Annotated in this window: 20 protein-coding genes and 1 tRNA gene; 11 read left to right on the forward strand and 10 right to left on the reverse strand. The window is 68.6% G+C overall.

Translation table 11 applies throughout. The features are described 5' to 3' along the window. The first annotated feature begins 242 nt into the window (after positions 1–242). On the forward strand, positions 243–647 hold the full coding sequence (locus tag AC2CHE_RS19135; protein WP_484506266.1) for a hypothetical protein: 405 nt from the start codon (positions 243–245) through the stop codon (positions 645–647). Between the two features lie 400 nt (positions 648–1,047). Here AC2CHE_RS19135 and AC2CHE_RS19140 read toward each other — a convergent pair whose 3' ends face one another. From AC2CHE_RS19140 to AC2CHE_RS19160, 5 genes are all read right to left on the reverse strand, one after another. Next, a complete protein-coding gene (locus tag AC2CHE_RS19140; protein WP_484506294.1) occupies positions 1,048–5,787 on the reverse strand; it encodes an RHS repeat domain-containing protein in 4,740 nt (1,579 codons plus the stop codon). A 160-nt stretch (positions 5,788–5,947) separates the two neighbouring features. After that, positions 5,948–7,210 carry a hypothetical protein gene (locus tag AC2CHE_RS19145; protein ID WP_484506267.1) on the reverse strand — a complete coding sequence of 421 codons (1,263 nt, stop codon included), beginning with the start codon at positions 7,208–7,210 and terminating at the stop codon, positions 5,948–5,950. A gap of 248 nt (positions 7,211–7,458) precedes the next feature. Next, entirely contained in the window at positions 7,459–10,140 is a 2,682-nt protein-coding gene (locus AC2CHE_RS19150) for a LamG-like jellyroll fold domain-containing protein (RefSeq protein ID WP_484506268.1), read from the reverse strand. Between the two features lie 716 nt (positions 10,141–10,856). Further along, positions 10,857–10,928 (reverse strand) — tRNA-Val (locus AC2CHE_RS19155). A 50-nt stretch (positions 10,929–10,978) separates the two neighbouring features. Beyond that, complete coding sequence (locus AC2CHE_RS19160) at positions 10,979–11,659, reverse strand: TIGR02611 family protein (RefSeq protein WP_484506269.1); 681 nt, start codon at positions 11,657–11,659, stop codon at positions 10,979–10,981. Between the two features lie 297 nt (positions 11,660–11,956). Here AC2CHE_RS19160 and AC2CHE_RS19165 point away from each other — a divergent pair, with 297 nt between their 5' ends. Then, positions 11,957–12,388 (forward strand): SsgA family sporulation/cell division regulator, encoded by a 432-nt coding sequence (locus tag AC2CHE_RS19165; protein ID WP_007457244.1) that lies wholly within the window; start codon positions 11,957–11,959, stop codon positions 12,386–12,388. Positions 12,389–12,616: 228 nt separating this feature from the next. Here AC2CHE_RS19165 and AC2CHE_RS19170 read toward each other — a convergent pair whose 3' ends face one another. After that, entirely contained in the window at positions 12,617–13,393 is a 777-nt protein-coding gene (locus AC2CHE_RS19170; protein WP_484506270.1) for a glucose 1-dehydrogenase, read from the reverse strand. A 211-nt stretch (positions 13,394–13,604) separates the two neighbouring features. Between AC2CHE_RS19170 and AC2CHE_RS19175 the strand changes: the two genes are divergently transcribed. The 4 genes from AC2CHE_RS19175 to AC2CHE_RS19190 all read left to right on the forward strand — a co-directional run bounded on the left by AC2CHE_RS19175 (position 13,605) and on the right by AC2CHE_RS19190 (position 15,412). Then, the gene (locus AC2CHE_RS19175) at positions 13,605–14,516 is read left to right on the forward strand and encodes a helix-turn-helix transcriptional regulator (protein WP_484506271.1); all 912 of its coding nucleotides are present in this window, start codon (positions 13,605–13,607) and stop codon (positions 14,514–14,516) included. 67 nt (positions 14,517–14,583) lie between these two features. Then, positions 14,584–15,039, forward strand: coding sequence for an RrF2 family transcriptional regulator (locus tag AC2CHE_RS19180; protein ID WP_484506272.1), 456 nt, complete (start codon positions 14,584–14,586; stop codon positions 15,037–15,039). Next, positions 15,020–15,151, forward strand: coding sequence for a hypothetical protein (locus AC2CHE_RS19185; RefSeq protein ID WP_484506273.1), 132 nt, complete (start codon positions 15,020–15,022; stop codon positions 15,149–15,151). The genes AC2CHE_RS19180 and AC2CHE_RS19185 overlap by 20 nt, the downstream gene beginning before the upstream one ends. A gap of 87 nt (positions 15,152–15,238) precedes the next feature. After that, a complete protein-coding gene (locus tag AC2CHE_RS19190; protein WP_484506274.1) occupies positions 15,239–15,412 on the forward strand; it encodes a DUF4236 domain-containing protein in 174 nt (57 codons plus the stop codon). Between the two features lie 108 nt (positions 15,413–15,520). Here AC2CHE_RS19190 and AC2CHE_RS19195 read toward each other — a convergent pair whose 3' ends face one another. Together AC2CHE_RS19195 and AC2CHE_RS19200 are read right to left on the reverse strand one after the other, a co-directional pair. Continuing rightward, complete coding sequence (locus tag AC2CHE_RS19195) at positions 15,521–16,375, reverse strand: hypothetical protein (RefSeq protein ID WP_484506275.1); 855 nt, start codon at positions 16,373–16,375, stop codon at positions 15,521–15,523. A gap of 49 nt (positions 16,376–16,424) precedes the next feature. Further along, positions 16,425–16,946 (reverse strand): VOC family protein, encoded by a 522-nt coding sequence (locus AC2CHE_RS19200; RefSeq protein WP_484506276.1) that lies wholly within the window; start codon positions 16,944–16,946, stop codon positions 16,425–16,427. 49 nt (positions 16,947–16,995) lie between these two features. On the opposite strand from AC2CHE_RS19200, the gene AC2CHE_RS19205 reads away from it, so the two are divergent. From AC2CHE_RS19205 to AC2CHE_RS19215, 3 genes are all read left to right on the forward strand, one after another. Further along, on the forward strand, positions 16,996–17,451 hold the full coding sequence (locus AC2CHE_RS19205) for a MarR family winged helix-turn-helix transcriptional regulator (protein WP_484506277.1): 456 nt from the start codon (positions 16,996–16,998) through the stop codon (positions 17,449–17,451). Between the two features lie 74 nt (positions 17,452–17,525). Then, positions 17,526–19,385, forward strand: coding sequence for a tetratricopeptide repeat protein (locus AC2CHE_RS19210; protein WP_484506278.1), 1,860 nt, complete (start codon positions 17,526–17,528; stop codon positions 19,383–19,385). Positions 19,386–19,546: 161 nt separating this feature from the next. Beyond that, positions 19,547–21,763 carry a HelD family protein gene (locus AC2CHE_RS19215; RefSeq protein WP_484506295.1) on the forward strand — a complete coding sequence of 739 codons (2,217 nt, stop codon included), beginning with the start codon at positions 19,547–19,549 and terminating at the stop codon, positions 21,761–21,763. An 89-nt stretch (positions 21,764–21,852) separates the two neighbouring features. On the opposite strand, the gene AC2CHE_RS19220 is transcribed toward AC2CHE_RS19215, so the two are convergent. Continuing rightward, the gene (locus AC2CHE_RS19220) at positions 21,853–22,254 is read right to left on the reverse strand and encodes a hypothetical protein (RefSeq protein ID WP_484506279.1); all 402 of its coding nucleotides are present in this window, start codon (positions 22,252–22,254) and stop codon (positions 21,853–21,855) included. A 35-nt stretch (positions 22,255–22,289) separates the two neighbouring features. Between AC2CHE_RS19220 and AC2CHE_RS19225 the strand changes: the two genes are divergently transcribed. Together AC2CHE_RS19225 and AC2CHE_RS19230 are read left to right on the forward strand one after the other, a co-directional pair. Next, positions 22,290–22,517 (forward strand): glycerophosphodiester phosphodiesterase, encoded by a 228-nt coding sequence (locus AC2CHE_RS19225; protein WP_484506280.1) that lies wholly within the window; start codon positions 22,290–22,292, stop codon positions 22,515–22,517. A gap of 224 nt (positions 22,518–22,741) precedes the next feature. Beyond that, positions 22,742–23,119, forward strand: a complete 378-nt coding sequence (locus AC2CHE_RS19230; RefSeq protein WP_484506281.1) for a hypothetical protein — start codon at positions 22,742–22,744, stop codon at positions 23,117–23,119. Positions 23,120–23,205: 86 nt separating this feature from the next. On the opposite strand, the gene AC2CHE_RS19235 is transcribed toward AC2CHE_RS19230, so the two are convergent. Continuing rightward, positions 23,206–24,222 (reverse strand): sporulation protein, encoded by a 1,017-nt coding sequence (locus AC2CHE_RS19235; RefSeq protein WP_484506282.1) that lies wholly within the window; start codon positions 24,220–24,222, stop codon positions 23,206–23,208. Positions 24,223–24,275: the final 53 nt, after the last annotated feature.

Genomic DNA, 24,275 nt, shown 5'->3' on the forward strand with positions numbered 1-24,275 from the left:
GATTTTGTTGTCTTCACACACACATGATCATCAGGGCGGCTGCACCCATCTCACCCACCCCACCCACACCGTCCACCCTGGTCAGACGACCAATGGCGGCTGCCGTACTAGCTAGCCGTCACTCTACCAGCACCTGCGTCTCATCACGAATTGAGCCAAGTGCCTACGCAACCAACCATAATTCACCGTACTCGTTTTCGAACCCTTTGTGAAAGTTACAGGAATTGCCACACTGGCCGACCATGACGAAGGAAGAGCTGCATCAGCACTTGGTGATTCTACGTTTCGTGGTAGCAGCCATACTTACCGTATTTCTCGCGCTCGGCGCGGCACTCGTCCTAGCAGTCGGCCTTTCGGTCGAGTGGAACTCGAAGGTCTTCGCAGGATACCTCATTAGCGTGACCTTGACAGCACCACCCTTCGTCGCAGCCGGAACCATAGCAGATAGGATCAGCCAATCGGTCGTGAAGCGGCTCTACACGAAAACGCTTATCCGCCTCGCAAGCACAATCCTAATCACGCAGCTTGCCGCATTTCTCGTTTTCATGCTAGACGCAGGAATTGCCCCCCTCCTGCTCGGCGAGGGAACTGGGATAATTATGCTGCTTTTCGGTGTCTGGCCGCGTCGGCCTGTCGTAAACCGTTAGCAACCGTGTCGGGCTGAGGAGACGCCGGTCAGGCGACGACGACCCAGGGTGCCCGCGCTTGGCCTGCACGGGCACCCTGTTCTCACCAAAAACGGAGATCTATCGCGTCACGCAACACTAGTGCGTCGAAGTCCGATTGTTTGAGTCCCCAGTTGGTGTGGGCTACGTAGCGCACCGGCAAGGTGACGAGCAACCCGCCTACCACATAACAGAGAACCAGTACCCAGCCACCGACCATAAGGAACATCACGGATAGTATGAATACAATCGGTAGCAGTCGAATCCACCAAACCGTCAGACGGTAGAAGAGCGTCCGCCTCGCCCCTGGTGGTAGTGAGTTCCTAAGCTTGTCATCCACCGACACGCTTCTCCTCTAATCCGTCCCGGCTACTAGCTGGCGCTATCGCCACAGCACTGATATCGCCGTGTGGATGAAGACGTTCGACATGGTCCCTCCCGCACTACGGCTAAACGCCTCCTGAGCCGCTTTACTACGTCCGGGGCTTATGAAGTCTCCTTCGACCACCCTCCACGACCCCATCCCCCCTAGGAAGAAACTCTTTCCAGGTCCAGCCGTGATCGCCGTACCATGCCAATTGCCTCCATCAACCGTCGGCCCAGTCGAGTAGCAAGCGCCGATACCTGCCGCACCACAGATTTGCGCATACCCCTTACTCTTCATCTCTGACGGCGCCGCTGAGGTCACCCCGGTCGTGTAGCCCACGCCACCCCAGCCGAGTCCGCCAGCTTCGAAATACAAGCCCTCCTCATTGCCGGTGATGCCCCAGCAGAAAATCCCACAAACAGACCAGGTAGCAAAGGGGTGCAATGTAGGACCCTGTACTGATGCCGCAACCTGCTTGCGGTCTGCCGACCTTTCACCCATCAGCTTTGCGACCTCCCTCGACGTGATCTCGCGTGACATCTTCACCGACTTGATCGTGTTCCTCATGACGGGCTGGTATCTCTTTGTACCGCCAGACCTGTAGAGGCTTTTTACCGACCGTCCGGTGACTTTCACCTTGCTCTTGCCAGAGGAGGTTTTGGTGACGTAGCCACGCTGCCCGTGGCCGTGGCTACCTTCTTCGAAGTACAGGCCGCTCGGGTCGCTGTACGTGGCAGGTGAGTTGTTGGCGTACGCGTATCCGTGTATCTGCTGGGGGTTGGTGAGGTCCATGATGGGGTCGACGCTGATGAAGCGGCCGAGAAAGGGGTCGTATTCTCGGGCGCCGATGTGGGTGAGGCCGGTGGGGTCTTTGGTGCCACCGACGAGGCCTTTGTCCATGGTGGTTGGCCAGGTGCCGGTGGTGTTGCCGCGGGTGTCGCCGTGAGGCAGGGTGCGGCGTTTGGCAACCACGAGGGTGGTGGCGTTGATGGTGAGTTCGGCGGTGCCGTGGTGATCGCTAATGATCCAGTGCAGGTTGTTGCTGGTGCGTACGGCGATGGTGGCGCCGGCGTGGCTGTAGTAGCGGGTTGCGGTTTTGGCGGTGGTGGTGTTGGTGTAGCGGACTTCCAGGCCGCCGGGTAGGTAGAGAGTTTTCCCGGTGGTGTCGGTTCGCGTCAGGCGGTTGCCGTCGGCGTCGTAGCGGAAGCTGGTGGCGCTGGCGCCTTCGGTGATGCTGTCGACGCGTCCTTCAGGATTCCAGGACAGGGTTTGGGTGGCTCCGCTGGTGGCGGGTCGGGTGATGGTGTTGCCTGCGTTGTCGTAGCTGTAGTTGCGGCTCCACGTGGCGCCGCCGGTGGCGGTGATGTTGGTGACGGTGTGCGGTCGGGGCGAGCCTGCGGGCGGGTGGGTGTAGGTGTAGAGGGTGTTGGTCGTGGCGTGTCGGGTCTCGGTCAGCCGGTTACCGGTGGCGTCGAACGTCCAGGAGTGCCAGTAGGGCGCCGGGCCACCGAGGCCGGCCACAGTGGGAGTCGCGGCGCAGTCACCGGTGTGGGGTGTCCACGCCTGGGTCATTCGCCGAAGGTAGTCGTAGCTGTAGCACTGGTTGTCGGCGGCCTGTCCCTGCGGTTGCTCTTTGATTTTGGTGACGTTGCCGGCCGGGTCGTAGTCGTAGGTCCAGTTCGCCGCTTCCGGCTTCAGCTCTGGTACCACGTTGGTCGCCTTGAGCCGACGTGTGGGTTCGTCGAAGTCGGAGGTGACCGCGACGCGGTAGCCGTAGGCGCCGAACTCGCGTCCGGTGAGCTGGTCGAGCTTGTTGTAGGTCACCGCCTCGTAGATCTGCACAGGCGACAGCAGGGACGCTTCAGCGTCGACGTCGTTGTAGCCGAACGTCAGCCGCTCCGACGGCAGGTCCGCCGCAGCCGGGAGGGTGACCTGGTGGACCTTGCCGTTGGCCCGGTAGCTGGTGGTCGTGGTGTAGACGCAGGGGGTTGGTGCTGCCGCCACGCACAGCTGCGATTCCGCCGCTGGTACCTCTGTTGAGGTGGAGGTGGGTCGGCCGTAGGCGTCGTAGGAGTCGGTTCGGTTGATCCAGGCCTGTCCGCCGAGGTAGCGGGTTGCGGAGGTGAGTTTGCCCTTGCCGTTGGGCAGGGTGTCGTAGACCCACTCGGCCCGCTTCGGCCCAGTTGTACTGCCGTCGCGCACGGTGGTCTTACGGCTGAGCTCGTCGTAGGTGTAGGCGAGGGTCACGGTCGCGGTTGCCGTGCCCGTCGGCGACGTAGTGGTCTCGATGTTGCCGCCCGCGTCATAGGTCGAGGTCGTCGTTCCCTTGTCCGGGTCGATCGACTCCACCTCCCTGCCACGCAGGTCATAGCGGTACGACCAGGTGTTGCCTTCAGGGTCGCGGACGGTTTTCTGCTGACCGAGCAGGGTGTAGGTGTACCGCGTCTCGTCGTACTCGGCCGGATCGGTCGAGCCCACGTCGGCCCGGTCCTTGTACTGCCGCAGCTTGCTGACCTGACCTTTGGCATCGAGGATCGTGGTAGTTGCGGTACCACCGACAGGGGGGGTGGTGTGGGTGCGGTCCCCGCCGTGGATGGTGGTGGTGCGCCATTTCTCCGCCCCGAGCGCCTTGAGGACTTCGGCGGTCTGCCGGCCCGCCCCGTCGTACTTCTTTTCGGTAATCGATGGGATCTGTCCCTGCGGCGTGCCGAGCGTCGTCGATGGTGCGGCGTTGGTGGTGTCGTGGTAGGGGGCGGATGTCCACTCCACTTCGCCGCGGGCGTTGTGGAAGGTCTCGGTCAGCAGGCGTCCGCCGCCGGTGACCTGCGTTTGGGTCTGCCGTGGCCGGAGGAATCCGTCGAAGAGTTCGATGGACTTCCGGTAGGTGCTGCCGGTGACCAGCAGCGTTTCGGTGGTGACCGCAGTCGGACCACCACTGTTGCGGACCAGGTAGCTGATCTTCATATGCGGGGTCTGGGTGGCCTTGTTCCGTCCTGGCTGCCACACGTTGGTGAGTCGGCCCAGCCCGTCGTACGTCTCATCAGTCACCGCCCCGTTCGGGTCGGTGACCTTCGTCGGCAGGTCCCACGCCGGCTCCCGATCCGTGGTCGTCACCTGGGTCAGAGCGTTGGTCACCACCGTCCGGGTCACCAACCCGCCATTGCTCGTGGTGTAACCGGTGGTGGTGGTGTAACCCCGGGCGTCGGTGGTCGAGGCAATCCGGCCGTTGTTGTCGTAGGTGTTCGATGCGGTGCGCACGTATTCCGGGGTGGAGCCGTTGAACCGGTCCAGGTCCTCGGTGCGGACCACGTTGCCTCGGGTCGGTGCGGCGCCGAACGACGAGTCGTTGGTGTAGCTGTCGTAGAAGGCTCGGGTCCGTTTCAGGACCGTGGTCGGGTTCGCCGGTTTCGTGGCAGCGGCGCAGGTGCCGGAGAGCACCTCGGTCTGGCTAACCCGGTCGAGCATCCACGTGGCCGCGTTACGGGCATAGCTGGTTCGGCTGCAGGTCTCGTCTCCGGTGGCGTCCTCGTCGCCGAAGTCGTCCACCTCGGCCGGGAAGCCGTCCGAGTTGTAGGTGGTAGCGGTTTTGGTGGTGCGGAATCCGCCGACGGCCAGGGCGGTGCGGGTACGGGTCGAGGCGGTATTGACCTGCCACGCGCGGGTGGTGACCCCGTTTCGTTCCCGGGTGGCGGTCGGTCCCACCCGCACCGGCTCGTTCACCGTGGAGGACACCTCGGCGCCGTTGACGCCGCTGCTGCTGGTGCCGTTGTAGGTGATCTCCTGCCGCACGAAGCCACGTAGCGCTTCGTGGTCGGTGATGGACCCGCCCCAGGTGCCGGACACCTGCACGTCGCGGGTGCCGGTGGGTTGCTTGTCGCCGTGCATGCCGCGCAGGTAGCGGTACTCGACGGCGGTTTGCAGGCCGTTGGTCGGGTCGCCTTGGCGCACGCGTACCCGGCCGTAGCCTCGCCAATCGCCCCAGGTGCGATGCTTGTCCTTGGTCAACTCGTCGGTGTTATACGCCCAGGCCGGGTTGTCCAGGTAGTCGTAGAAGGTCGTTTGGGGCGGTTGGTCGGTGACCAGGTCGTCCTGATCGACGCGGGTCACCACGTACTTGTGGAACCAGTCCAGGGTCGGGTCGCCGCTGCCCGGCCAGGAGAAGTACGCCGGCAGGCACCGCTTGGTATTCGAGTGCGGCGTCGGCAGGCTGCTGCGGGTGCAGTCGTGCCCCGAGTAGGTGATCAGGATGTCGCCGCCGGACTCGGTGCGGATCTGCTTGATCCTCCACCGGTTGAGCTCGGTGCGCTGATCCGCCGGCCCGTCGACCCGGTTGGCCAGCGGCTCGGCCCCGGGATTGAAGGTGATCTCCGGGTCGGAGACCGCGACACCGCCGGCGGTCGTGACATGCCCGGTGCGGATGACCCCGCGCAGCCACATCGGGGTGCTCTCACCGGTGCCGGCGTTGATGAACTCGTGCCGCAACGCCCAGGACTCCACATCCCGGTACGACGAGGTGCCGTTGCGCAGCTGCGCGGTGACCTTGGACAGCCGCCGCGCCGACCAGAACGTCGGCGCGTTAATTTCGTTGCACGGAGACTCTTTGCAGTACTGGTCCCATGGGGTGTCCGGCCACGAGTTCGGCTTCGGGTCCGACGTCCAGGCGGTGCCCGTCCAGCAGTTCGACAGGCAGCGTTCCTTCGTCTCGAACAGCACCCGTAGCGGCGCGGCGGCGCTGTACTCGGTGCCCTCACGCATGCCGTACTCGATACGGTCCAGGTAGCCGCCCCGGTCGTAGGTGGTCCGCTGCGTCGGCGTCAGGTTACGCCCGTACGCGCCGGGCTCCTTCTTATAGAAGTATGCGAGGGAGTTGTTGTTCGGGTCGACCACGTAGTCGAGGTTCCACCGCCACCCCTGGTCACAGCGGGCGTTGGCGAACGTCGAATTGTAGCACGGCTCGCCGGAATTGTTGCCGTACACCGGGGCGGTCCACGTCGAGTTGGTCACCGGCTTGTCCGAGGACCAGCCTGGCAGCTTGTGGTAGCCGAAGTAGAACTGCACCCCGTCGGTGGTTGTGAGCTTCCAGTATTCGTTGTCGTTGTCCCCGTTGTCCCGAGCCGAGCCGGTGAGCCGCTCGACTTTCGTGCCGTCGTCGTCTTTCAACCGCCACACTGAACCGTCCCGGATCAGCTCGCCTGCCCGGCCGTTCATCGACAGTGTCGCGTTGTCGTTGAACCAGCACAGGTCGCCGGTCTTGTGACTCGGGTTGTCGTCCGCGCAGGAGGCGTAGCGCCGTTCGATGAAGCCGGGCCAGGGATGCCCAGCCGTCGCCGACCCAGCCGCCCTGGTTGTTCGACATCGCGGTCATCCCGTCCACGCTGCCGGACGAATAGGCGAGGCTCACCGTCGGCTCGGGACCGCCCAGCCCTGGAGGCATGCGCATCTCGTACGACCAGGCGAAATCACCCGCCTGGGTCGAGACATCCCAGGTACCGGCAGGTGAGAGATCGGTCGCCTTGTAGTCACCGTTGTCGCCGCCGGAGTCCGCCTGTACCGCCAGCAGCGTCACCGCCTCACCGGACAGGCTCACCTGGGCCGACAAGGTCGACGCCTTCGGGTCGTTCACCGTCGGCACCGGCGTAGACGTCTGACATTGCGGCAGCTGCGGGGTGCTGACCGCGCAGGCGGGACGCTGCACCAGCCGCAGCCGCGACGCCCAGTCACCACCGAACGCGTGCGCGAACCCTGAATAGTCCACTCCGACCGCCACCCGGCCGGCGCCCGGCTTGTCGTCCGCGCGGCCCAGGCTCAACAGCACACCCTGCACACCGGCCCGCGCCGTCGCCTCACGGTCGAACAAGCGCACCGACACCGCTTCCGGGCCGGCCACACCTCGCGCACCGAAGCCCTCCGGCTCCACTGCGGATACGGTCACCGGTAGGTCACCGGCCCGATGCGCACCCGCTGCCGTGGGGCGGGCCGTTGCTGTGCCCGCCTGCGGCCAGGTCACCGGGCGTGCGCCACGCACCACCCGCGACTGCGGGAAGGCCGCCGCGCGTGCGGTTTCCGGCTTCGCATCGGTAACCCGTAGCCCGGCAACATCCTTCGGCTTTGGCGGATCCCACTTCGGCGTCGCCTCGGCAGCGGACGGCTGGTCGACAAGCGTCACCGCCAGCACCACCGCTAACGGCGCGGACAACCACCGCCACCGGGTCCCGACACTCGGCCTTGCTTTGGCCCGCCGCGGCGGACCATCGACTGCAACCCTCATTGCGCTGCTCCCCTATGCATGCTTCTTGCGACGGACCGGAGTTGGGAACGTGACGAGCCGGCGACACACGAGTCGGAGGATCCCGGGCAGCCTTACCGAGGTGACGGGCGAGCCTGACCAGCCAATGTCAGCGCGGCTGCCCGGGGATCCCGGGGGAACTACTGGACGGCTTGTTGGCAGATTTCCAGAGCGGACAACGTCCGTTGGAAGGCGTGGACGTCATCAATTTCGCCACGCCAATTGTTCGCGGCCGCACCCGACGACTGTCCGCGGCCAATCGCGAACGATCCGGTAGCCGACCACGTGCCGGTGAAGGATGTCTCGGCGGTCTCACCGCCGCAGTTGAGCGGGTCACCCATCACATAGGCGCGGATCTTGTTCGCGGCGGCGTCGTACACACCGGCCAGGTGCACCCAGGTTCCGTTGGTCGGCAGCCCCCATGCGGCGCCATCCGTGCAGGCGCTGGTGGAGAACCCACCATCGGTCGGGCGCATGGCGAAGCACCAGCCGCCCGCGCCGCCGTTGGCGTCCTTGTTGTACATCAGCTGGAACCGGCTGGCCGTCGTACCGTCCTGGCTCAACGCAATCTGATAGTCGTGTGCCGCCAGGTCGGAGGCGCGGACCCAGGCCATCACCGTGAAGCTCTTGGTGGTGTCCAGCACCGGCCCGGTGGTGGTGATCTGACCACCGGTCCCGGTGAACGATGCGGCGTTGCCGAGGTAGCCCGGCCCGAACGAGGCAGAGCCGGACACCGTGCCAGGCGACAGCGCGCTACCACCAGAGCCCGAGTCCGCGGCCGTCGTGCCGGAAAGCTCGTCGAGCTTCCAGCGGGCGTACTTGTTCGGCAGTGGTGACACCCAAAACTGATGCAGGTGCGTCGGGCTGACGTTTCCGGCGATGTCCCTGGCCAGCACGTTTAGCATGTGGACCATGTCCGTGGCCGGAGTGTGCGTCACCGACATCGTCTTCGGGTTCGTGCCCGACGCCGCGACTGTGGTCGCCGAGCCGCTGTCCACTGACCACGTGAAGTCCGCAATATCCGACCCGCCACTGACCGCGAAGGTACCCGCAGTGCCCACCACGGTGCCCCACTCCCGCAGGGGGTACTGCGTCGAGGACACCGATGACACCGCCGGTGGCGCAGTGTCCACGCTCAGCGTCTGCCACCCCGACCAGTCACCCGTCAGGTTGTTCTCGTCCTTGGACCGGGCCCGCCAGTAGTAGGTCGACCCGTTGGCCAGCCCGGACGGCACCCGCCATTCCGCGGTGCCCGGTGCCGCAGTTGTCGTCGGCGACGAGGAGTTGCCCGCCACCAGCGTCGCCGACGCCGAGGCAGAGGTGCGGACCTCGAAGGTGGTTTTCAGGTTCCCGTTGTAGGGGTCCGACACGTTCGCCCGCAACGTCGGCGTCGTCGTGCGTACCACTGCCGGCGACGTGCAAGCCTTGTAGCAGTCGGTCGTCGTTTTGAGCGGCTGCGGGGCCGGCGGGTTGGGCTTCTTGTCGTACGTCGCGATCAGATAGGTGTGAGCGGTATGAAACTTCTTCCACCGCTCCTGCGTCGACTCATACTCGCCGTCGCTGTTGCAGGCACACAACCCGACCGTGTAGGTCGTGGCGTTCGCCGTCGCCCGGTCCTGCACATCGTCTCTCAGGTTGGAGCGCTCGAAGACCGCGTCCGCGTCCGGTTGGATCGAGGGGCAGCCGCTAGCCTCGTTGGCGTTTCCCTCCCAAGAGTCCAGCCAGTGCGACGACGGCAACGGCCGCGTCGACCAGGCCATCCGGGCCCCGCTGGACACCGTGATCGCCGCCGTCCGGTACAGGTGCACCCACGTCGGATCACACGACCACGAGTGGTCCAACTTCATGGTCACCTTCGCCGACAGAATCTGCGTACCACGCAACGCCGAGACGTTGAAGTCGAAGAACGACCTGTACAACACCCCGTCATACGTGTTGCGGCCTACCCACGCCCGGTTGCCCACGTCCCAGTTGTCGTTCGAGTTGTTCGCGTACGCCCACTTCGACCGCAACCCGTTGAACGGCGGATCCACGAACACCGGCCACGTCACTGACGGGTCGTCCAACATCGCCTCATCGGCGAACACCGTCAACTCGCCATCATCAACCTGCACCTCGACACCCGTGCGACGAGAGTTGACACCGGGCTCCGCACCCGACGCCGGCTCGGCCTCCGCCTGGCCGACTGCACGCGCCGCGATCACCTCGCCCGGAAGCACCGAAGAGTCCCACATCGACGCCGCATGCGTGACCGCAACCGTCTCCCCCGTCGGATCCACCACCCGCAGCCCACCGTCGGCGTCCGGCTCAACCTGGAGATCCCCACCGAGGGCGTACCGGATCTGACGCACCGCCGGGTTCGCCGCTGCAGCCGGAGTCAGAATCTCCACCGCGTGCGAGAACCCCTCCCGCAACGCCGTCACATGCAGATTCACCCCAGGCAGCACACCCTCATACACGGCGGTAGCACCGGTCAGCCGAGGTGGCGGCAATGCCCCCAACGGCCACGACACCGTGAACGACGAACCGCCCTTCCGCCACGTCGCCATCGGTCCCGACCCGCCGGGCGAGAAGCGAACATCCGCCAACGTCGCCGCCGGCACCACCGCACCGCCCGACACCGACAGAGTCGGGTCGATCGCCGCCCATGAACCATCGCCCCGGCGTACCCGCTGCGGCACCGCCGCCACCGTCAACGTCTGCGAGCCCGACGGCTCCACCACCACCTGCTCGAACTCGGTCCGCTCACTCAACGCCTCCACCGGCACACCACACTCGGCAGCCAGCGCCGCAGCAGCCACCTCGTCCGCAGCCACCGTCACCGAACAATCCGAGACCGACGAAGGCGCAGCGAACGCGGCATCGGACCCATCGACCACACCAAGCCCCGACCCGAGCACGGCGACCGTCAACGCGACGACTGGCCAGCGCGACCGACGAGACCGCCTCCGAGCATGTAAGGACACAATGGAACTAGGCAAAATTACAGCCTGCCCCGTGAGAAATGATCACCACCCTGACCTGCGCATCTTCGAATGTCAATATCAACGACTGGCGATCTGGGTGGTTTGACCGACACTGTCGGGAAGATCACGTGTACGAAGAGTGGTCACGTCGAGTAGTTAGCGGTCTCGACAGGCGCACCTCGCGGCGGCGAGGCGACAGCGCGGCAATAAGCAGCTCAAGAAATCGAAAACGGCGGAGCTGCAATCAGCATCTGCCGCTGGCACAGCGCGGGTGCCGGCCGCCAGGGCAGCCGACGCTGCTCCGGTCGCCGACCTCGGGCGAGAGCATCGCTGACACCGGATGGGGCGAGACCAGGCGTCCGGACTCGGGTCCAGTCGTGAGGAAGAGAGCAACGAAATCAACGCCGGCCGAGTGTAGGCAGACGACCGAACCATCGGCTTTGCCTCACGCGACCGCTACGCGGACCCGCACTTCGCAAGAACGCGTTTTCCCAGCCCACTGCACATCCGGCCGAGGTGGTTCGCGCACTGCCAACCAGGGACTCACGTTTCCCCAGCTCAGGGACTATCGGTGGGCGATACTGGGATCGAACCAGTGACCTCTTCGGTGTGAACGAAGCGCTCTCCCGCTGAGCTAATCGCCCTCAGCGCGGCTGACTCTACCCGATCCGGCGCGCGAACCGCGAACCCGGGGTCAGTGGGTCGCGAGGTAGTGCAGCACCTGGGCGATCACGTCGATGCCGAGGCTGTACTTGATCGACAGCAGGGCGACGGCGCCGACGAAGACGAGGCCGACCGAGCCGATCACCAGGCGTACGGGCAGTGATTGCTTCTTCACCCAGCCCGTCCAGCCGTGGACGTGGCGGCGGGTGAAGGCGAGCAGGCGCTTGGCCCAGTGGAACTCCACGGCCCAGATGCCGAGGCCGGCGATCACCAGCAGCCAGCCGGGGCCGGGCAGCGGGATGAGGGCGATGCCGACGGTGACCACGATGGCGCCGAGCACCCCGAAGATGATCTTCAGCGCGATTCGGCCGGTAGGGTTGGCGCGGATCAGGGTGAGGGTGGTGGTTATCCGTTGTCGCCACGCTGGCGGGTCGCGTCGCTCGGACACGGCGACACCACCCCCCTTGCGCTGCACATCACTGGCCATCTCCCCACGATGCCCCGTCCCGGTCGATCTATCCCGACTTCCCCCCGGGTAGTAGCCACGTCCGTTGCGCACCCGGACAGCTGCCGCGCCGCGCTCACCTACCCGACCGCGGTCGATCACTGACCGACCGTGCCGGCTTCTCCGCTTCTTCGGCACCCCGTACCCCCGCTGTTCGGCTGTGTGGACCGCGACGTTCGACGGGTCTCGCCGGGTCGACGCATCCACTGAGGATGGCGTCCGCGACCATTTCAGGCCCCAGTGTGGCGCGGGCCCGTCACTGCAACCGCCGACTGGACGTTACCGGAGTAAGTCGACGACTCAACAAACCCGATGCCGGGCAGGATGAACCCACTGGGCAGAATCGGAAATCCTACATGAACTTTCACGTTCGCGAGGCCCCTCCGACCCCCTTCCCACCACTGGGTGAAGTCAGCGCATGGCGGAGCGTAGCCAGGAGTAGCGGCTGAGGATGGGAAAAGCGGAACACGCGCGTTCCGCAGCGGTGCCGGGGGGAGAACGTTCATGAGTGTCATCCGACCGACGACCGTAGAGGTCGAGACGTCGCTAAGGCTCGTCGCACCTGACGCCACCGCCTTGCCGGTGCGCGCCAGTCTGCGCTACGACCCTGCGGACCCGTATGCGGTCCATGTCCTGTTTCATGCCGAATCGGCTGGCGGCGAGGCGGTGAGTTGGTCATTCGCCCGCGAACTGCTGGTCACCGGGCTGGACGAGCCGGCGGGCATCGGGGACGTACGGGTCTGGCCCTGGGCCACCCCGCGCGGCGACTTCGTCGCGCTGGCGCTGTCGTCGCCGGACGGCAACGCCCTGTTCGAGGTACCCCGCAGCGTGCTGGTGCGCTTCCTGCGGCGGACCTACGTCGTCGTTCCGCGTGGCCGGGAGGCCGAGCACCTGGACGTCGACACCGCGGTGAACCGGCTGCTCGCCGGTCGCTGACAGACCGACAACCGGGGCCGCGCGAATCTGCCGAATCCGCGCGGCCCCCGCCCATCCCCTCCCAGTCCCCAGTCCCGCTACCACCAACGCCTCGTCGATCATGCAGTTGTGGCGTGTGGTATCCGCTATTTTGCCCGTTATGGCAGATACCACAACTGCATGATCGGCGAAACGAGCGGGGAGGCGAGCGGCGAAACGAGCGGGGAGGCGAGCGGGAGGCGGGTGGGGTCAGCCGTGGGTGGTCAGGCCGCCGTCTACCGGGATCACCGCGCCGGTGAGGTACGCGCCGGCTCGGGAGGCCAGATAGATCGCGGTGCCGGCCATGTCCTCGGGTCGGCCGATGCGACCGAGGGGGATCTGGGCCTCGATGGCGGAGCGGGAGCCCGGGTCGTCGAGCACGAACGCCATCATCTTGCTCTCGAACGGTCCGGGGGCGATCGCGTTCACGGTGATCTGTTCGCCGGCCAACTGGTGGGCCAGGCTGCGGGTCAGCATGTGCACCGCCGCCTTGGTGGCCGAGTAGGCGTACACCTCCATGAGCGGCACCCGGATGCCGTCGATGGAGCCGATGTTGATCACCCGCGCCGGGTCGTCGGGACCCGCCGCGGCGCGCAGGGCCGGCAGCAGCGCGGTGGTCAGCCGGAAGACGGACTTGACATTCACCGCCCACAGCTTGTCGAACGCGCTCTCCGGGTAGCTCTCCAGCGGCGCGCCCCAGGTGGCGCCGGCATTGTTGACCAGTACGTCCAGCTGGTCGACCCGATCCTGAACGGCGGCGGCCAGGTGCTGCACGCCCTCGTCGCGGCCCAGGTCGGCGGGGATCGCCTCGCAGCGGCCGTACGCGGACAGTTCCTTGGCCACCGCTTCGCAGACGTCGGCCTTGCGGGAGGAGATGATGACGTGCGCCCCGGCGGTGACAAAGCCCCGGGCGATCATCAGGCCGATGCCCCGGGAGCCGCCGGTGACCAGGACGGTCTTGCCCTCGACGGAGAACAGATCCTTCATGCCATCCCCTTGCGTTTCCGGCCTGGGCAGCCGGCGTCGGGGCCGCCGTCACGGACCGCGCGGGCGCCACGACGACCAGGTCACTACCGATCAGTAACCTAACCGTCCCGCCGCATTCGGGACAACCCTGTGCGCCCAGCGGCACCGCGACCCGCGATACCCGGGTGGCGAGAGATGCGTACGGGCCAGCCTCGGGCTAACGTCGCAGGTGATGGTCCCTTCCGGTCACCTAGCCACGGCGCTGTCCGAGGCTGCCGCCAACTCGGCCGAGATCGACACGATCACCCTCGGTGATCTCACGTCCGACTCCGGGTGGCGACGACCGGTGCTGCTGGACCGCGAGCTGATCGTGCTGACCACGAGTGGTCACGGGCTCGCCGAGGTGGATTTTCGTGCCCTGCCGTGCCGGCCCGGCACGCTGCTGCGGATCCGTCCCGGCCAGGTGCTGCGCTGTGCCGTGCCCCAGCTGGACGCCACGGTGGTCCGCTGGCATCCGGAGGCGCTGCACGGGCTCGACGTCGACGCCGACGAGGTGCCGGTCCGGTTCCAGCTCGCCGGTGAGGACGAGGACGCGATCATCAACGAGGTCAGCCAGCTGACCGTGGACGCCAGCCGGCACCGGGACACCCGGACCGCCCGCCGCCTGTTGCGTCATCAACTGAGCGTGCTGTTGCTGCGGCTGAGCATGCTGCCCACCGGAGCGGGGCGGACGTCGCGCCCGGAGGAGGAGACCTTCCAGCGGCTGTGCCGCGAGGTGGAGCGGGGTTACCAGACCAGCCGCCGGGTCGAGGACTACGCCGACCGGCTGGGCTGCTCGGTGCGTACCCTCACCCGGGCCTGCCTGGCGATCACCGGGCGCAGCGCGAAACAGGTGGTGGACGAGCGGGTCGCGCTCCAGGCCAGCCGGTTGCTGGCGGCCACCGACGAGCCCATCGCCCGGATCGGCCGACAGCTCGGCTTCACCGAACCGACGAACTTCGGCCGGTTCTTCACCCGCGAGGTCGGCATGAGCCCGGGCGTGTTCCGGGCCGCCCGTGAGCGGCCCGCCCCGGCACCGATGGTGCGTCCCCGCCCATCCGTCGACGGCCGAATCGACGTCCACCGGGCAGGACAGCGCACGTGACGCGCCGTTGGGCGATCAGGCCGGCTCGACGCGGCACCGGCCGCCGCACATTGGGCATGATGGCGGGGTGCAGATCTCCGCGCGTGGCGACTACGCGACACGGGCGACACTGAGCCTCGCCGCCACGTACCCGGCGTTGCTGTCCGCCCAGGTCATCGCCGCGGAGCAGGACATGCCCCGCAAGTTCCTGGAGGCGGTCCTGGCCGACCTGCGCCGGGCCGGCATCGTCCGGGCCCAGCGCGGCGCGGAAGGCGGCTACACCCTGGCCCGACCGCCCGGCGAGATCACCGTCGGCGCGGTGTTGCGCGCGGCGGAGGGCCCGCTGGCCGGCGTACGCGGCCGGCGTCCAGAGGAGACACGGTACGAAGGGGTGGCAGCGCACCTGCCCGAGTTCTGGGTGGCGGTCCGCGCGGCACTGCGCCGGGTGGTCGACGAGGTGAGCCTCGCCGACCTGGTGGACGGCCGGCTGCCTCCCCACGTCCGTCGCCTCACCACCCTGCCGGATGCCTGGGAACCCCGCTGATGCCCACCCCACCCTGCGCACCGAGCGACTGCTGACGGGCCACTCGCCCGGCTGCCGCCGGGGCGCCGGCGGCATCATCCGGGTGTTGTTCGTCGACCAGCCGAGCGGCTGATTCTCCACTGCGGATTCGGCCTGGTTTGGCGAATCGACGCAACGGGCATCTTCGAGCCCGTACGGGAAGTCTCGAAGGGAGCCCCACATGGGTGTGATGTTGCGTAAGCGCAAGAAGTTCGGACCGCTGACCCTGCACTTCACGCAGAACGGCTTCTCGTCCTGGAGCATCAAGCTCGGTCGGTGGTCCTGGAACTCGCGGGCCAAGGCGCACCGCGTCGACCTGCCGGGGCCGCTGCACTGGAAGCAGGACAAGTCCTGAAGCGCCGACGTTCAGCGGGGCGCCGGCGCGGCCGGCGCCCCGACTCTGTTTCTGCCCGCAGCGACCGTTTCCGCTGACCCGGGCGGATCGCCGGCTTCTCACTTGTGGTCAAGTGCCTGACCGCACGGGTGCGACGAGCACGTCGCCGCCGAGCCGGCCGTCCGGCGGGGTCCGGGTCGCTTGGCCGCTGTCGAGCAGGTCGGACAGCGCCCGCACCGCGTCCACCGCCCGGTAGGCGGTCTCCGTCACCGCGTACCGGCGCAGCTCGGTGACCGTGCGCGGGCCGTGCCGGGTCAGCTCGGCCAGCAGGGCACGGCCCAGTGGTGTGGGATCCACCGGGAGTGCCGGTGAGAGCGGCTCGCCGTACGGGTCGCGGAACCGCAACCCGCTCGCCCACAGGGCTTCCTTCAGCTCCTCCAGGCTGCGATCCGATCCGGTGCCGAAGCCGAGCCGCCGGTCGGCGTCGACCAGCTCGACCTCGGTGGCCAGCGCGAATCCGGCGTCGATCAGCCCCGCTCGCGGGGCGGCCGTCGGCCCCGCGACCACGAACGCCTCGGCGGCCCGCCCGTTCGCGGCGGCGGTCAGCGCCACCGGATCATCCGCCTCCAGGTAGGACAGCACCGGCGCGCCCGCAGCGCCGGCTGCCCGCAGAGCCACCGGCAGCCGGGTCGGCGGGCCGGGCATCAGGTGTACGGCGACCTCGGCCGGTAGTCCCGCCTCGGCGGCACCGAGTCGAGCCGGTAGTTCCTCGGTGCCCTCGGCGAGCACGAGGACGGTCAGCCGGCAGCCGCGCAGCCGCTCGGCGTGCTCGCCGGCCAGGCGTACGGTCTGCTCGGCCAGGTTCGGGTCGCTGCCGTCGTACCCGAGGGCGATGGTGGCTCGCCGGGCGCGGCGCAGCGCGGCCGGCAGCCACCTGTCCAGGTGTCGGAGGAACGGTGCGTGCCCTACGGCGTCGGTCGGCATCCTGCCGTTCTACCGCAACCCGTCACGCCGGCCCCGCCTGGACGGCGTGTCACACGGGGACCGAGATGCCGACGCCACCCCGGGTGTCTCCGCCGTAGCGCTGGATCTCGGCGGTCAGGTTGAGGCGTCCGATCCTGGTCCGGGCGGCGAGGGCGGCGTCGTCGAGCTGGTCGGCGGGGACCAGCCAGACCACCTCGAATTCCAGCCCGTCCGGGTCCTGACCGTAGAGGCTCTTGGTGGTGCCGTGGTCGGAGGTGCCGACCAGTGCGCCCGCCTCGGTCAGCCGCCGGGCGGTGGTGGCCAGTTCGTCGAGGGTGTCCACCTCCCAGGCCAGGTGGTAGAGGCCGACGGTGGCCCGGCCGGCGGTCGACCGACCGGCGCTCGCACCGATCTCGAAGAGGCCGAGGTCGTGGTCGTTGGTGGAGCCGGGCGCCTGGAGGAAGGCGGCACCCCGGAAACCCTCGGGGGTCATCGGTACCCGGCGGAAGCCCAGCACGTCGCGGTAGAAGGCGACGCTGCGCTCAAGGTCGCTGATGTAGAGGACGGCGTGGTTGAGGCGATGGATTCCCATGCGCCAAGGCTAGCCCGCTTTTTGTTGAGTGTTCAACTATTGGGTTATGATGCTGGTCATGACCCGCTGGCTGGACCCGGACGAACAACGCACCTGGCGGGCGTTCCTGACCGCTTCCCGGGCACTGATGGACACGCTCGACCGCGAGTTGCAACGCGACGCCGGGATGCCACACGCCTACTACGAGATCCTGGTACGACTCTCCGAGGCACCCGAACGTCGGCTGCGGATGAGCGAGCTGGCCGAGTCCAGTGGCTCCTCGCGCAGTCGTCTGTCGCATGCGGTGGCTCGCCTGGAGGCGGTCGGCTGGGTGCGTCGCGAGGACTGCCCCACCGATCGGCGCGGCCAGATCGCCCATCTCACCGACGAGGGTTTCGCCAAGCTGGCCGCCGCCGCGCCCGGCCACGTCGAGGGAGTACGCCGGCATCTGTTCGACCACGTCAGCCCGGCGCAGGTAGAGCAGTTGCGCCGGATCAGCGAGGTGCTGGCCGAACGTCTGAGGTGAGCGTGACCGGATCCTGACCGAACCACTCCGGCGCGGGTCTTGTACTAAACGTCGCTGAATGAGCACGATGGGGCGTGCCTTCCGGCTTCGGTGAACTGACTGATCAGGCGCACGACCTGGTCTCCGCCGGCGATCTCGCCGGCGCCCAACGGCTGCTCGCCGACGCGCTTTCCGGCGCCGACCCGCGGCCGGCCAACGCCACGTCCGAGTTGGCCGAGGCGGCCAGCCTGCACGCGCGGGTGCTGGTCGCGCTCGGCGAGCCACACTCGGCACGGGGTTGGGCCGCCTACGCGTACGCCGCCAGCGGCCGGCTCTACGGCCGCTCCGATCCGCGTACGGTGGCCGCCGCGGCCACCCTGGCGGCGGTGCTGCACCGGGTGGGCAGCTGGTCGCGGGCGGCGCGGCTGTACCAGGAAGTGATCATCGAGCTGACCGCGTCGGACGGGCCGGAGTCGCTGCGGGTGCTTGCCGCGCACGCCGATCTGGCCACCGTGGAGTACGCCCGGGGTCAGTGCCAGGTCGCCCGCGACCGGATCCAGGACGCGTGGGAGCTGCACCGCGAGGTCTACGGCGACGGGCACCCGAGCGGGATCAAGATGCTGGCCCGGCTCGGCTCGATGCAGCGCGACTGTGGCCAGTTCGCCGAGGCGCAGGACAACCTGGCCCTGGCCCGTGAACTGGCCCGCCAGCATCTTCCCGCCGACGACCCGCTGGCTGCCCAGGTGGCCACGCTGGCCCGGGCGGCGGCCAATCCGGACCACGTCTGCGCCGACACTCCACCGGTCAGCGTGGAGGAACCGGTCGTACCGTCCGCCCGTACCGCGCCGGCCGACGACCTCCCACCCGCGCCGGCCTGGCCGCATCCGCGCCTGCCCGACGACGACACCACCTCGGTAGCGCCCCCGCCGGCCGGGGCCGAGTCACCCGGTTCACCGACCGCCTGGCCCGACCACGATCCCGAACCGCCGACCGACACCTGGCCACCGACCTGGGCGGTGACATCGGAGGAACCGCCGCCGGAGCAGCCCGCCGGGACCGCTGCCGCGCCGTCCTGGGCCATGGAGGAGGACGAGCAGCGGTGGCGGGCGGCTCACCACGCCGCCCGGGAGGAGCACCCGGCGGAGGGCTACCACCCGAGCCACGGGTACCCGTCAGCCGATCCCTCGGCCACCGGTGCCACCTCAGCGGTCCCCACGCCACGGCAGCCGGTCGACGGCCCGGCCGGGCCGCCCGAGGACTGGTGGGTCGGGCCGGCGGTCGAGCAACCCGGTCCGAACCCGTATCCGGAGCCGCCGCCACCAGCGGGCGGTGCGGTACCGCCGAACGTGGTCGGGCTGACCGGTACGCCGCAGGCGCCCGGGGTGTACCGGCTGCGCCGGGTCGAGCCGGAACGCCCCGGGCCTCCGTCGCGCCTGCTGCCGGTGCCGGTACGCCGTGCCGCCGTAGCGGCGTCGGACGCCCAGCCGAACCGGCTGGTGCTGATCGTCGCGGCCGGAGTCGTCGTGGTGCTGCTCGGTGCCGCGGCGGTCATCGCCGGGGTGTCCCGGGTCGGCGGCGGCGATCCGGCGCCACCTGCGGCCAGCGGTGACCCGAGCGGCGCGGCACCCCCGGCGGCCACCGCCACGGCCACCGCCACGGCCAGCGATGCTCCCCCCGCATCCCCGGGTGCCCCGCCGACCGGGCTGTCGCTGCGTGACAACCGGGACAGTGTGACGTTGCGGTGGACCTACCCGGCCGGAGCGGAGGGGCCGGTGATCGTCTCGGGTGGCCGGAACGGCCAGCCGCAGAACCCCTTCGCGGATCTGCCTGCCGGCAGCGACAGCTTCGTGGTCTACGGGCTCAACCGCAGTCTCGACTACTGCTTCACGGTCGCGGTCGCCTGGTCCACGGACACCGTGGCCCGCTCCGGCGAGGTCTGTACCGAGCGCCGCTGACCGTCGGAGCGCGCTATCTTTGGCAGTTCAGGCATAAAAAAGGAACGGCTCCTAAAGCCGTTCTGAATGCGAATTCTAGCTAATCGGGAGACGGATTGTCAAGGCACTCCGGCGGTTCGCCGTCCGACGACGAGATCGGCCGCGAGCAGGAGTACGTCTCGATGCTCTACCAGCACCTCGACGACCTACGTGACCAGGCGGCGACGCGGTTGACCGAGCAACTGCGGGCCACCGGCGGCACGTTGCAGGCCCGCTCACAGCGCGACAGCTCGGTACGCATGTACGCCGACCAGGTCGAGCAGTTCTCGGCGGTGGAGAATGGCCTCTGTTTCGGCCGGCTGGACACCGACAGCGACCAGCGCCACTACATCGGCCGAATCGGCATCTTCGACACCGAAGGCGACTACGAGCCGCTGCTGATGGACTGGCGTGCCCCGGCCGCCCGCGCCTTCTACCTCGCCACCGCCGCCAACTCGCAGGGCATCCGGCGCCGTCGGCACCTGCGTACCCGGCAACGGAAGGTGGTCGGCCTCAACGACGAGGTGCTCGACCTGGCCACCGCCTCCCCCACCGCTCACGAGGAGGTGACCGGTGAGGCGTCGCTGCTGGCGGCGCTGAACGCCAGCCGGACCGGCCGGATGCGGGACATCGTGGAGACCATCCAGGCCGAGCAGGACCGCATCATCCGGGCCGACCTGCCGGGCGTGCTGGTGGTGCAGGGCGGGCCGGGCACCGGCAAGACCGCGGTGGCGCTGCACCGGGCCGCGTACCTGCTCTACACCCACCGGCGGGAACTGTCGACCAGGGGCGTGCTGCTGGTCGGCCCGAACGTGACGTTCCTGCGGTACATCTCGCAGGTGTTGCCCGCGCTGGCGGAGACGGGCGTGCTGCTGCGTACCCAGGGCGACCTTTTCCCGGGGGTCAGCGCCCACCGGGCCGAGCCGGCCACCACCGCCGCCCTGAAGGGCCGCCTGACGATGGTCGAGGTGCTGGCCAACGCCGTACGCGACAGGCAGCGGGTGCCCGACGAGCCGGTGGAGATCGAACTGCCGCAGCGGGAGGTCCTCGTCCTGGACCCGACCACCGTGCGTGCGGCGCGTGACCGGGCCCGGCGCAGCGGTCGGCCGCACAACCTGGCCCGTACGGTCTTCGACATCGAGGTCATTCACGCGCTCGCCGACCAGGTGGCCGAACGCATCGGCGCCGACCCGTTGGGCGGGGAGAACCTGCTCGAAGAGGCCGACCGCGCCGAGATCCGCCGGGAGCTGCGCGAGGAGCCGGAGGTCCGGGCGGCCCTGGACGAGCTGTGGCCGGTGCTCACGCCGCAACGCCTGCTCGCCGACCTGTACGCCGCACCCGAGCGCATCCACACCGCCGCGCCCATGCTCACCGATGCGGAGCGGGCCGCGTTGCATCGCGAGCCGGGCGGCTGGACACCGGCGGACGTGTCCCTGCTGGACGAGGCGGCGGAGCTGCTCGGCGAGGACGACCGGGCCGCCGCTGCCCGCCGGGACCGGATCCGGGCCCTGCAACGCGAGTACGCCGAGGGTGTGCTGGAGATCGCCCGAGGTTCCCGCTCGATCGACGTGGAGGACGAGGCCGAGGGCGGCGAGATCCTCGGCGTGACCGACCTGCTCGACGCCGACCGGTTGCTGGAACGGCAGGAGGAGGCGGACCGGCTCACCACCGCACAGCGGGCAGCGGCCGACCGAGGGTGGGCGTTCGGCCACGTCATCGTCGACGAGGCGCAGGAGTTGTCGCCGATGGCGTGGCGGCTGCTGATGCGCCGCTGCCCGAGCCGTTCGATGACCATCGTGGGTGACGTGGCGCAGACCGGTGCGCTGGCCGGCACGCCGTCCTGGGCGGAGGCGCTGGCCCCGTACGTGGCGGACCGGTGGCGGCTGACCGAGTTGACCGTCAGCTACCGCACCCCGGCCGAGATCATGGAGGTGGCTGCGGAGGTACTGCACGAGATCGATCCGGCGCTGCGCCCGCCCCGCGCCGTACGCTCCAGCGGCTTCCCGCCGCAACAGCGGGCGGTGCCGGCGGAGTCGCTCGGCGCGGAGCTGGTGGCGGTCGCCACCACCGAGGCAGCGGGGCTGACCGACGGGCGGCTCGGAGTGATCGTCCCGGCCGGCCGGCTCGACGACCTCGGTACCGCGCTGATGGCCGCCCTGCCCGAGGCGGCCGTCGGTGAGCAACCGGAGTTGGAGAGTCGCGTGGTGGTGCTGACCGTCGCCGAGGCCAAGGGCCTGGAATTCGACTCGGTCATCGTGGCCGACCCCGACCGCATCATCGCCGAGTCCCCCCGCGGCCTCAGCGACCTCTACGTAGCCCTCACCCGAGCCACCCAACGCCTAACCACCCTCACCGCTTGACGGCGTTGATCATGAGGTTAGCGGCACTCGCAGAGATCAAACCCGCCGTTAACCTCATGATCAACAAGGTGGGTGGGCGAGTGGGTGGGTTATTCGAAGTTGCCTTGGTGGGTGGTGGGGGTGGAGTTGTCGCTGGTGGGGCCGCTGGCCGGGGTGGTCAGGCCGCCGGTGGTGGCGTCGCCGGTGGTCGTCGGGGCGACCTTGCCGCGATGGCGCTCCGGTTGGCGGGCCACCCGACGGGCGCTGGCCGGGCCGGCGGTGCCACCGGTCGTGGTGATCGCGCCCTGGCCGCGCGTCGGCCCACCGTCGCGCAGCACGTTCGGGTCGATCGGCACGTCCGCCGGGTCGTCCGGGTCGTCACGCTGCAACTGGCTCTCCACGTCGGTCGGCGGCACGGTCACCTCGTCCAGGGCACCTTCGCCGTACCCGCCGCCGGCGATCCGCTCCTCGGCCCGGCGGGCGGCGTCCTGTCGCATCTCGTCCTCACGCACGATCCATCACCTCGCAGAAGGGTCGGTCTCGGTGCGTGCCCGGTGACCGGCGCGGCAAACCCGTGTACCTGCGGCAGGACCCGACGTACTTCCACCAGCCGGATGTACGCACCCTCCAGGCCCGGTACGGCCTGAAGGTGATCCCCTACACCATCGACGACGCCGCGGTGATGCAACGGGTGATCGACCTCGGAGTCGACGGCATCATTACCGACGCCCCGGATCTGCTGGTCGGCGTGGCCATCCGCAACGGTTTGCGGTGAGTCTCCGCGCGGGCGACGCACGTAGTGGGCCCCGCGCGGGTGGAACGGCCGGACCGCCGAGCGGGGCGATCAGAGCGGGAATCGCGGACCGGACGGCGTTACTGTCCCCGCCGGCAGGGGTAGACGCGGGGTGCCCCCGCCAAGTGCGCGAACCGCGCCGTGGCCGACACGCGGTAGCGGGGCGAGGGTCGCAGGTTACGACTCATCAATCCTGAGGAGGACAGATGAGCACGCAGGCTGCATCCACCAGGCCGATGAACCGCCCGGTGCAGGACGTCCAGAACCCCGCGGCCATGCAGGAGGCACCCACCCGTCAGATGCCGATGATGCAGGACGGGCACCGGGAACCGATGCCGGCACCGGGTACGGAGACGAAGCAGGCGTTCCTGACCACCGAGTTCTGGATCTACGCCGCTGCCGTCACCACCGTGGTCATCGCCGCCTTCTGGCGTGGCACCAGCTCGTACGGGCTGAACCTGAACAATCCCGGCCAGGCGTGGTTCCTCATCACCCTGCTGACCCTCGGTTACCTGGGTAGCCGTGGACTGGCCAAGGCCGGCAGCGCGAAGCGTTCCGGTGAGGAGCGCAAGCGGGGGCGGTGACCCCCGTACCGGCGGGGCCGCGACCGGCCCGCATACGCACGGTGGCCCTTCGGGATCTCTCCCGAAGGGCCACCGTCAGGTCGTGCCTAGAACTCCTCGAAGCCGCCGAAGTCACCGCCACCGAAGTCGCCACCGAAGTCGCCGGCAGCCTCGGTCACGTCGTCCTCGGCGCCCTCGAACGCGTTACCGATCATGTGGCCGGCGACCATGCCACCGGCGGCACCCAGCGCGGCGCCGGCCACCACCCCACCCATGCCGGAGCCCCGGCGCTGATGCGGGTGGCCGAACTTCTGCGCGCCGCCGTAGCCCTGCGGGCCGAACGCCTGGGCGCGCATGGCACCGAAGCGGCCGATCGTCTCCTGCAACCAGCCGTCGACCACCTGCACCCAGTCCGAGCGCTCCGCGTCGGTGTGCGCCACCTGGTAGCGGCCGAAGACGTCGTGGCCGGGCGCCAGGAAGCCGCCGCGCTTGTCGCACTCCAGCACCACATCGACGCCGTGCGGGTTGGTGACGAAGGTCAGTTCGAGTTCGTTGATGGTCTGCGCGTACTGCGGCCCGGCGAAGAACTCGATCTCCTGGTAGAACGGCAGGGTCTGCTGCACCCCGTGGATCACGCCCCGCTCCAGGTCGGCCTTCTTGAACCGGAAGCCAAGCTGGAGGAACGCCTCCAGGATGCGCTCCTGCACCGGCAGCGGGTGCACGTTGATCTCGTCCAGGTCGCCCTTGTCGACCGCGCGGGCGATCGCCAGCTCGGTGCGCAGCCCCAGCGACATGCCGTGCAGCCGCTGCCCGTACACGGCGGTGATCGGGGCCTCCCAGGGCAGTGGAAGCTGGAACGGGATGGACAGCGTCTGCTTCGGCGCGAGTTGCAGCGGCCCGCTGACCACCTGGCGGTGGAACTCCATCACACCGGCCTGCTCGCCGACCTCCACCCGGGCAACCAGACCGATGGCGATGTGCTCGATGTCCGCCGCGGCGTCCCCGCCGAGCAGGTTGACCTGACCGTCGAGAGCAAGCCCGGGCCGGGTGTTCGGGTTGGTCAGGACAGTGTCCACACTGGGACCGCCCACGCCCAACGCGCTCAGCATCTTCTTGAAGACCATTGGTACTCCTGCGGGGTCTGGTGCCCGAACTCCCATGGGGAGCGGACGCGGAC

Source organism: Micromonospora sp. ATLC16 (assembly GCF_057196645.1).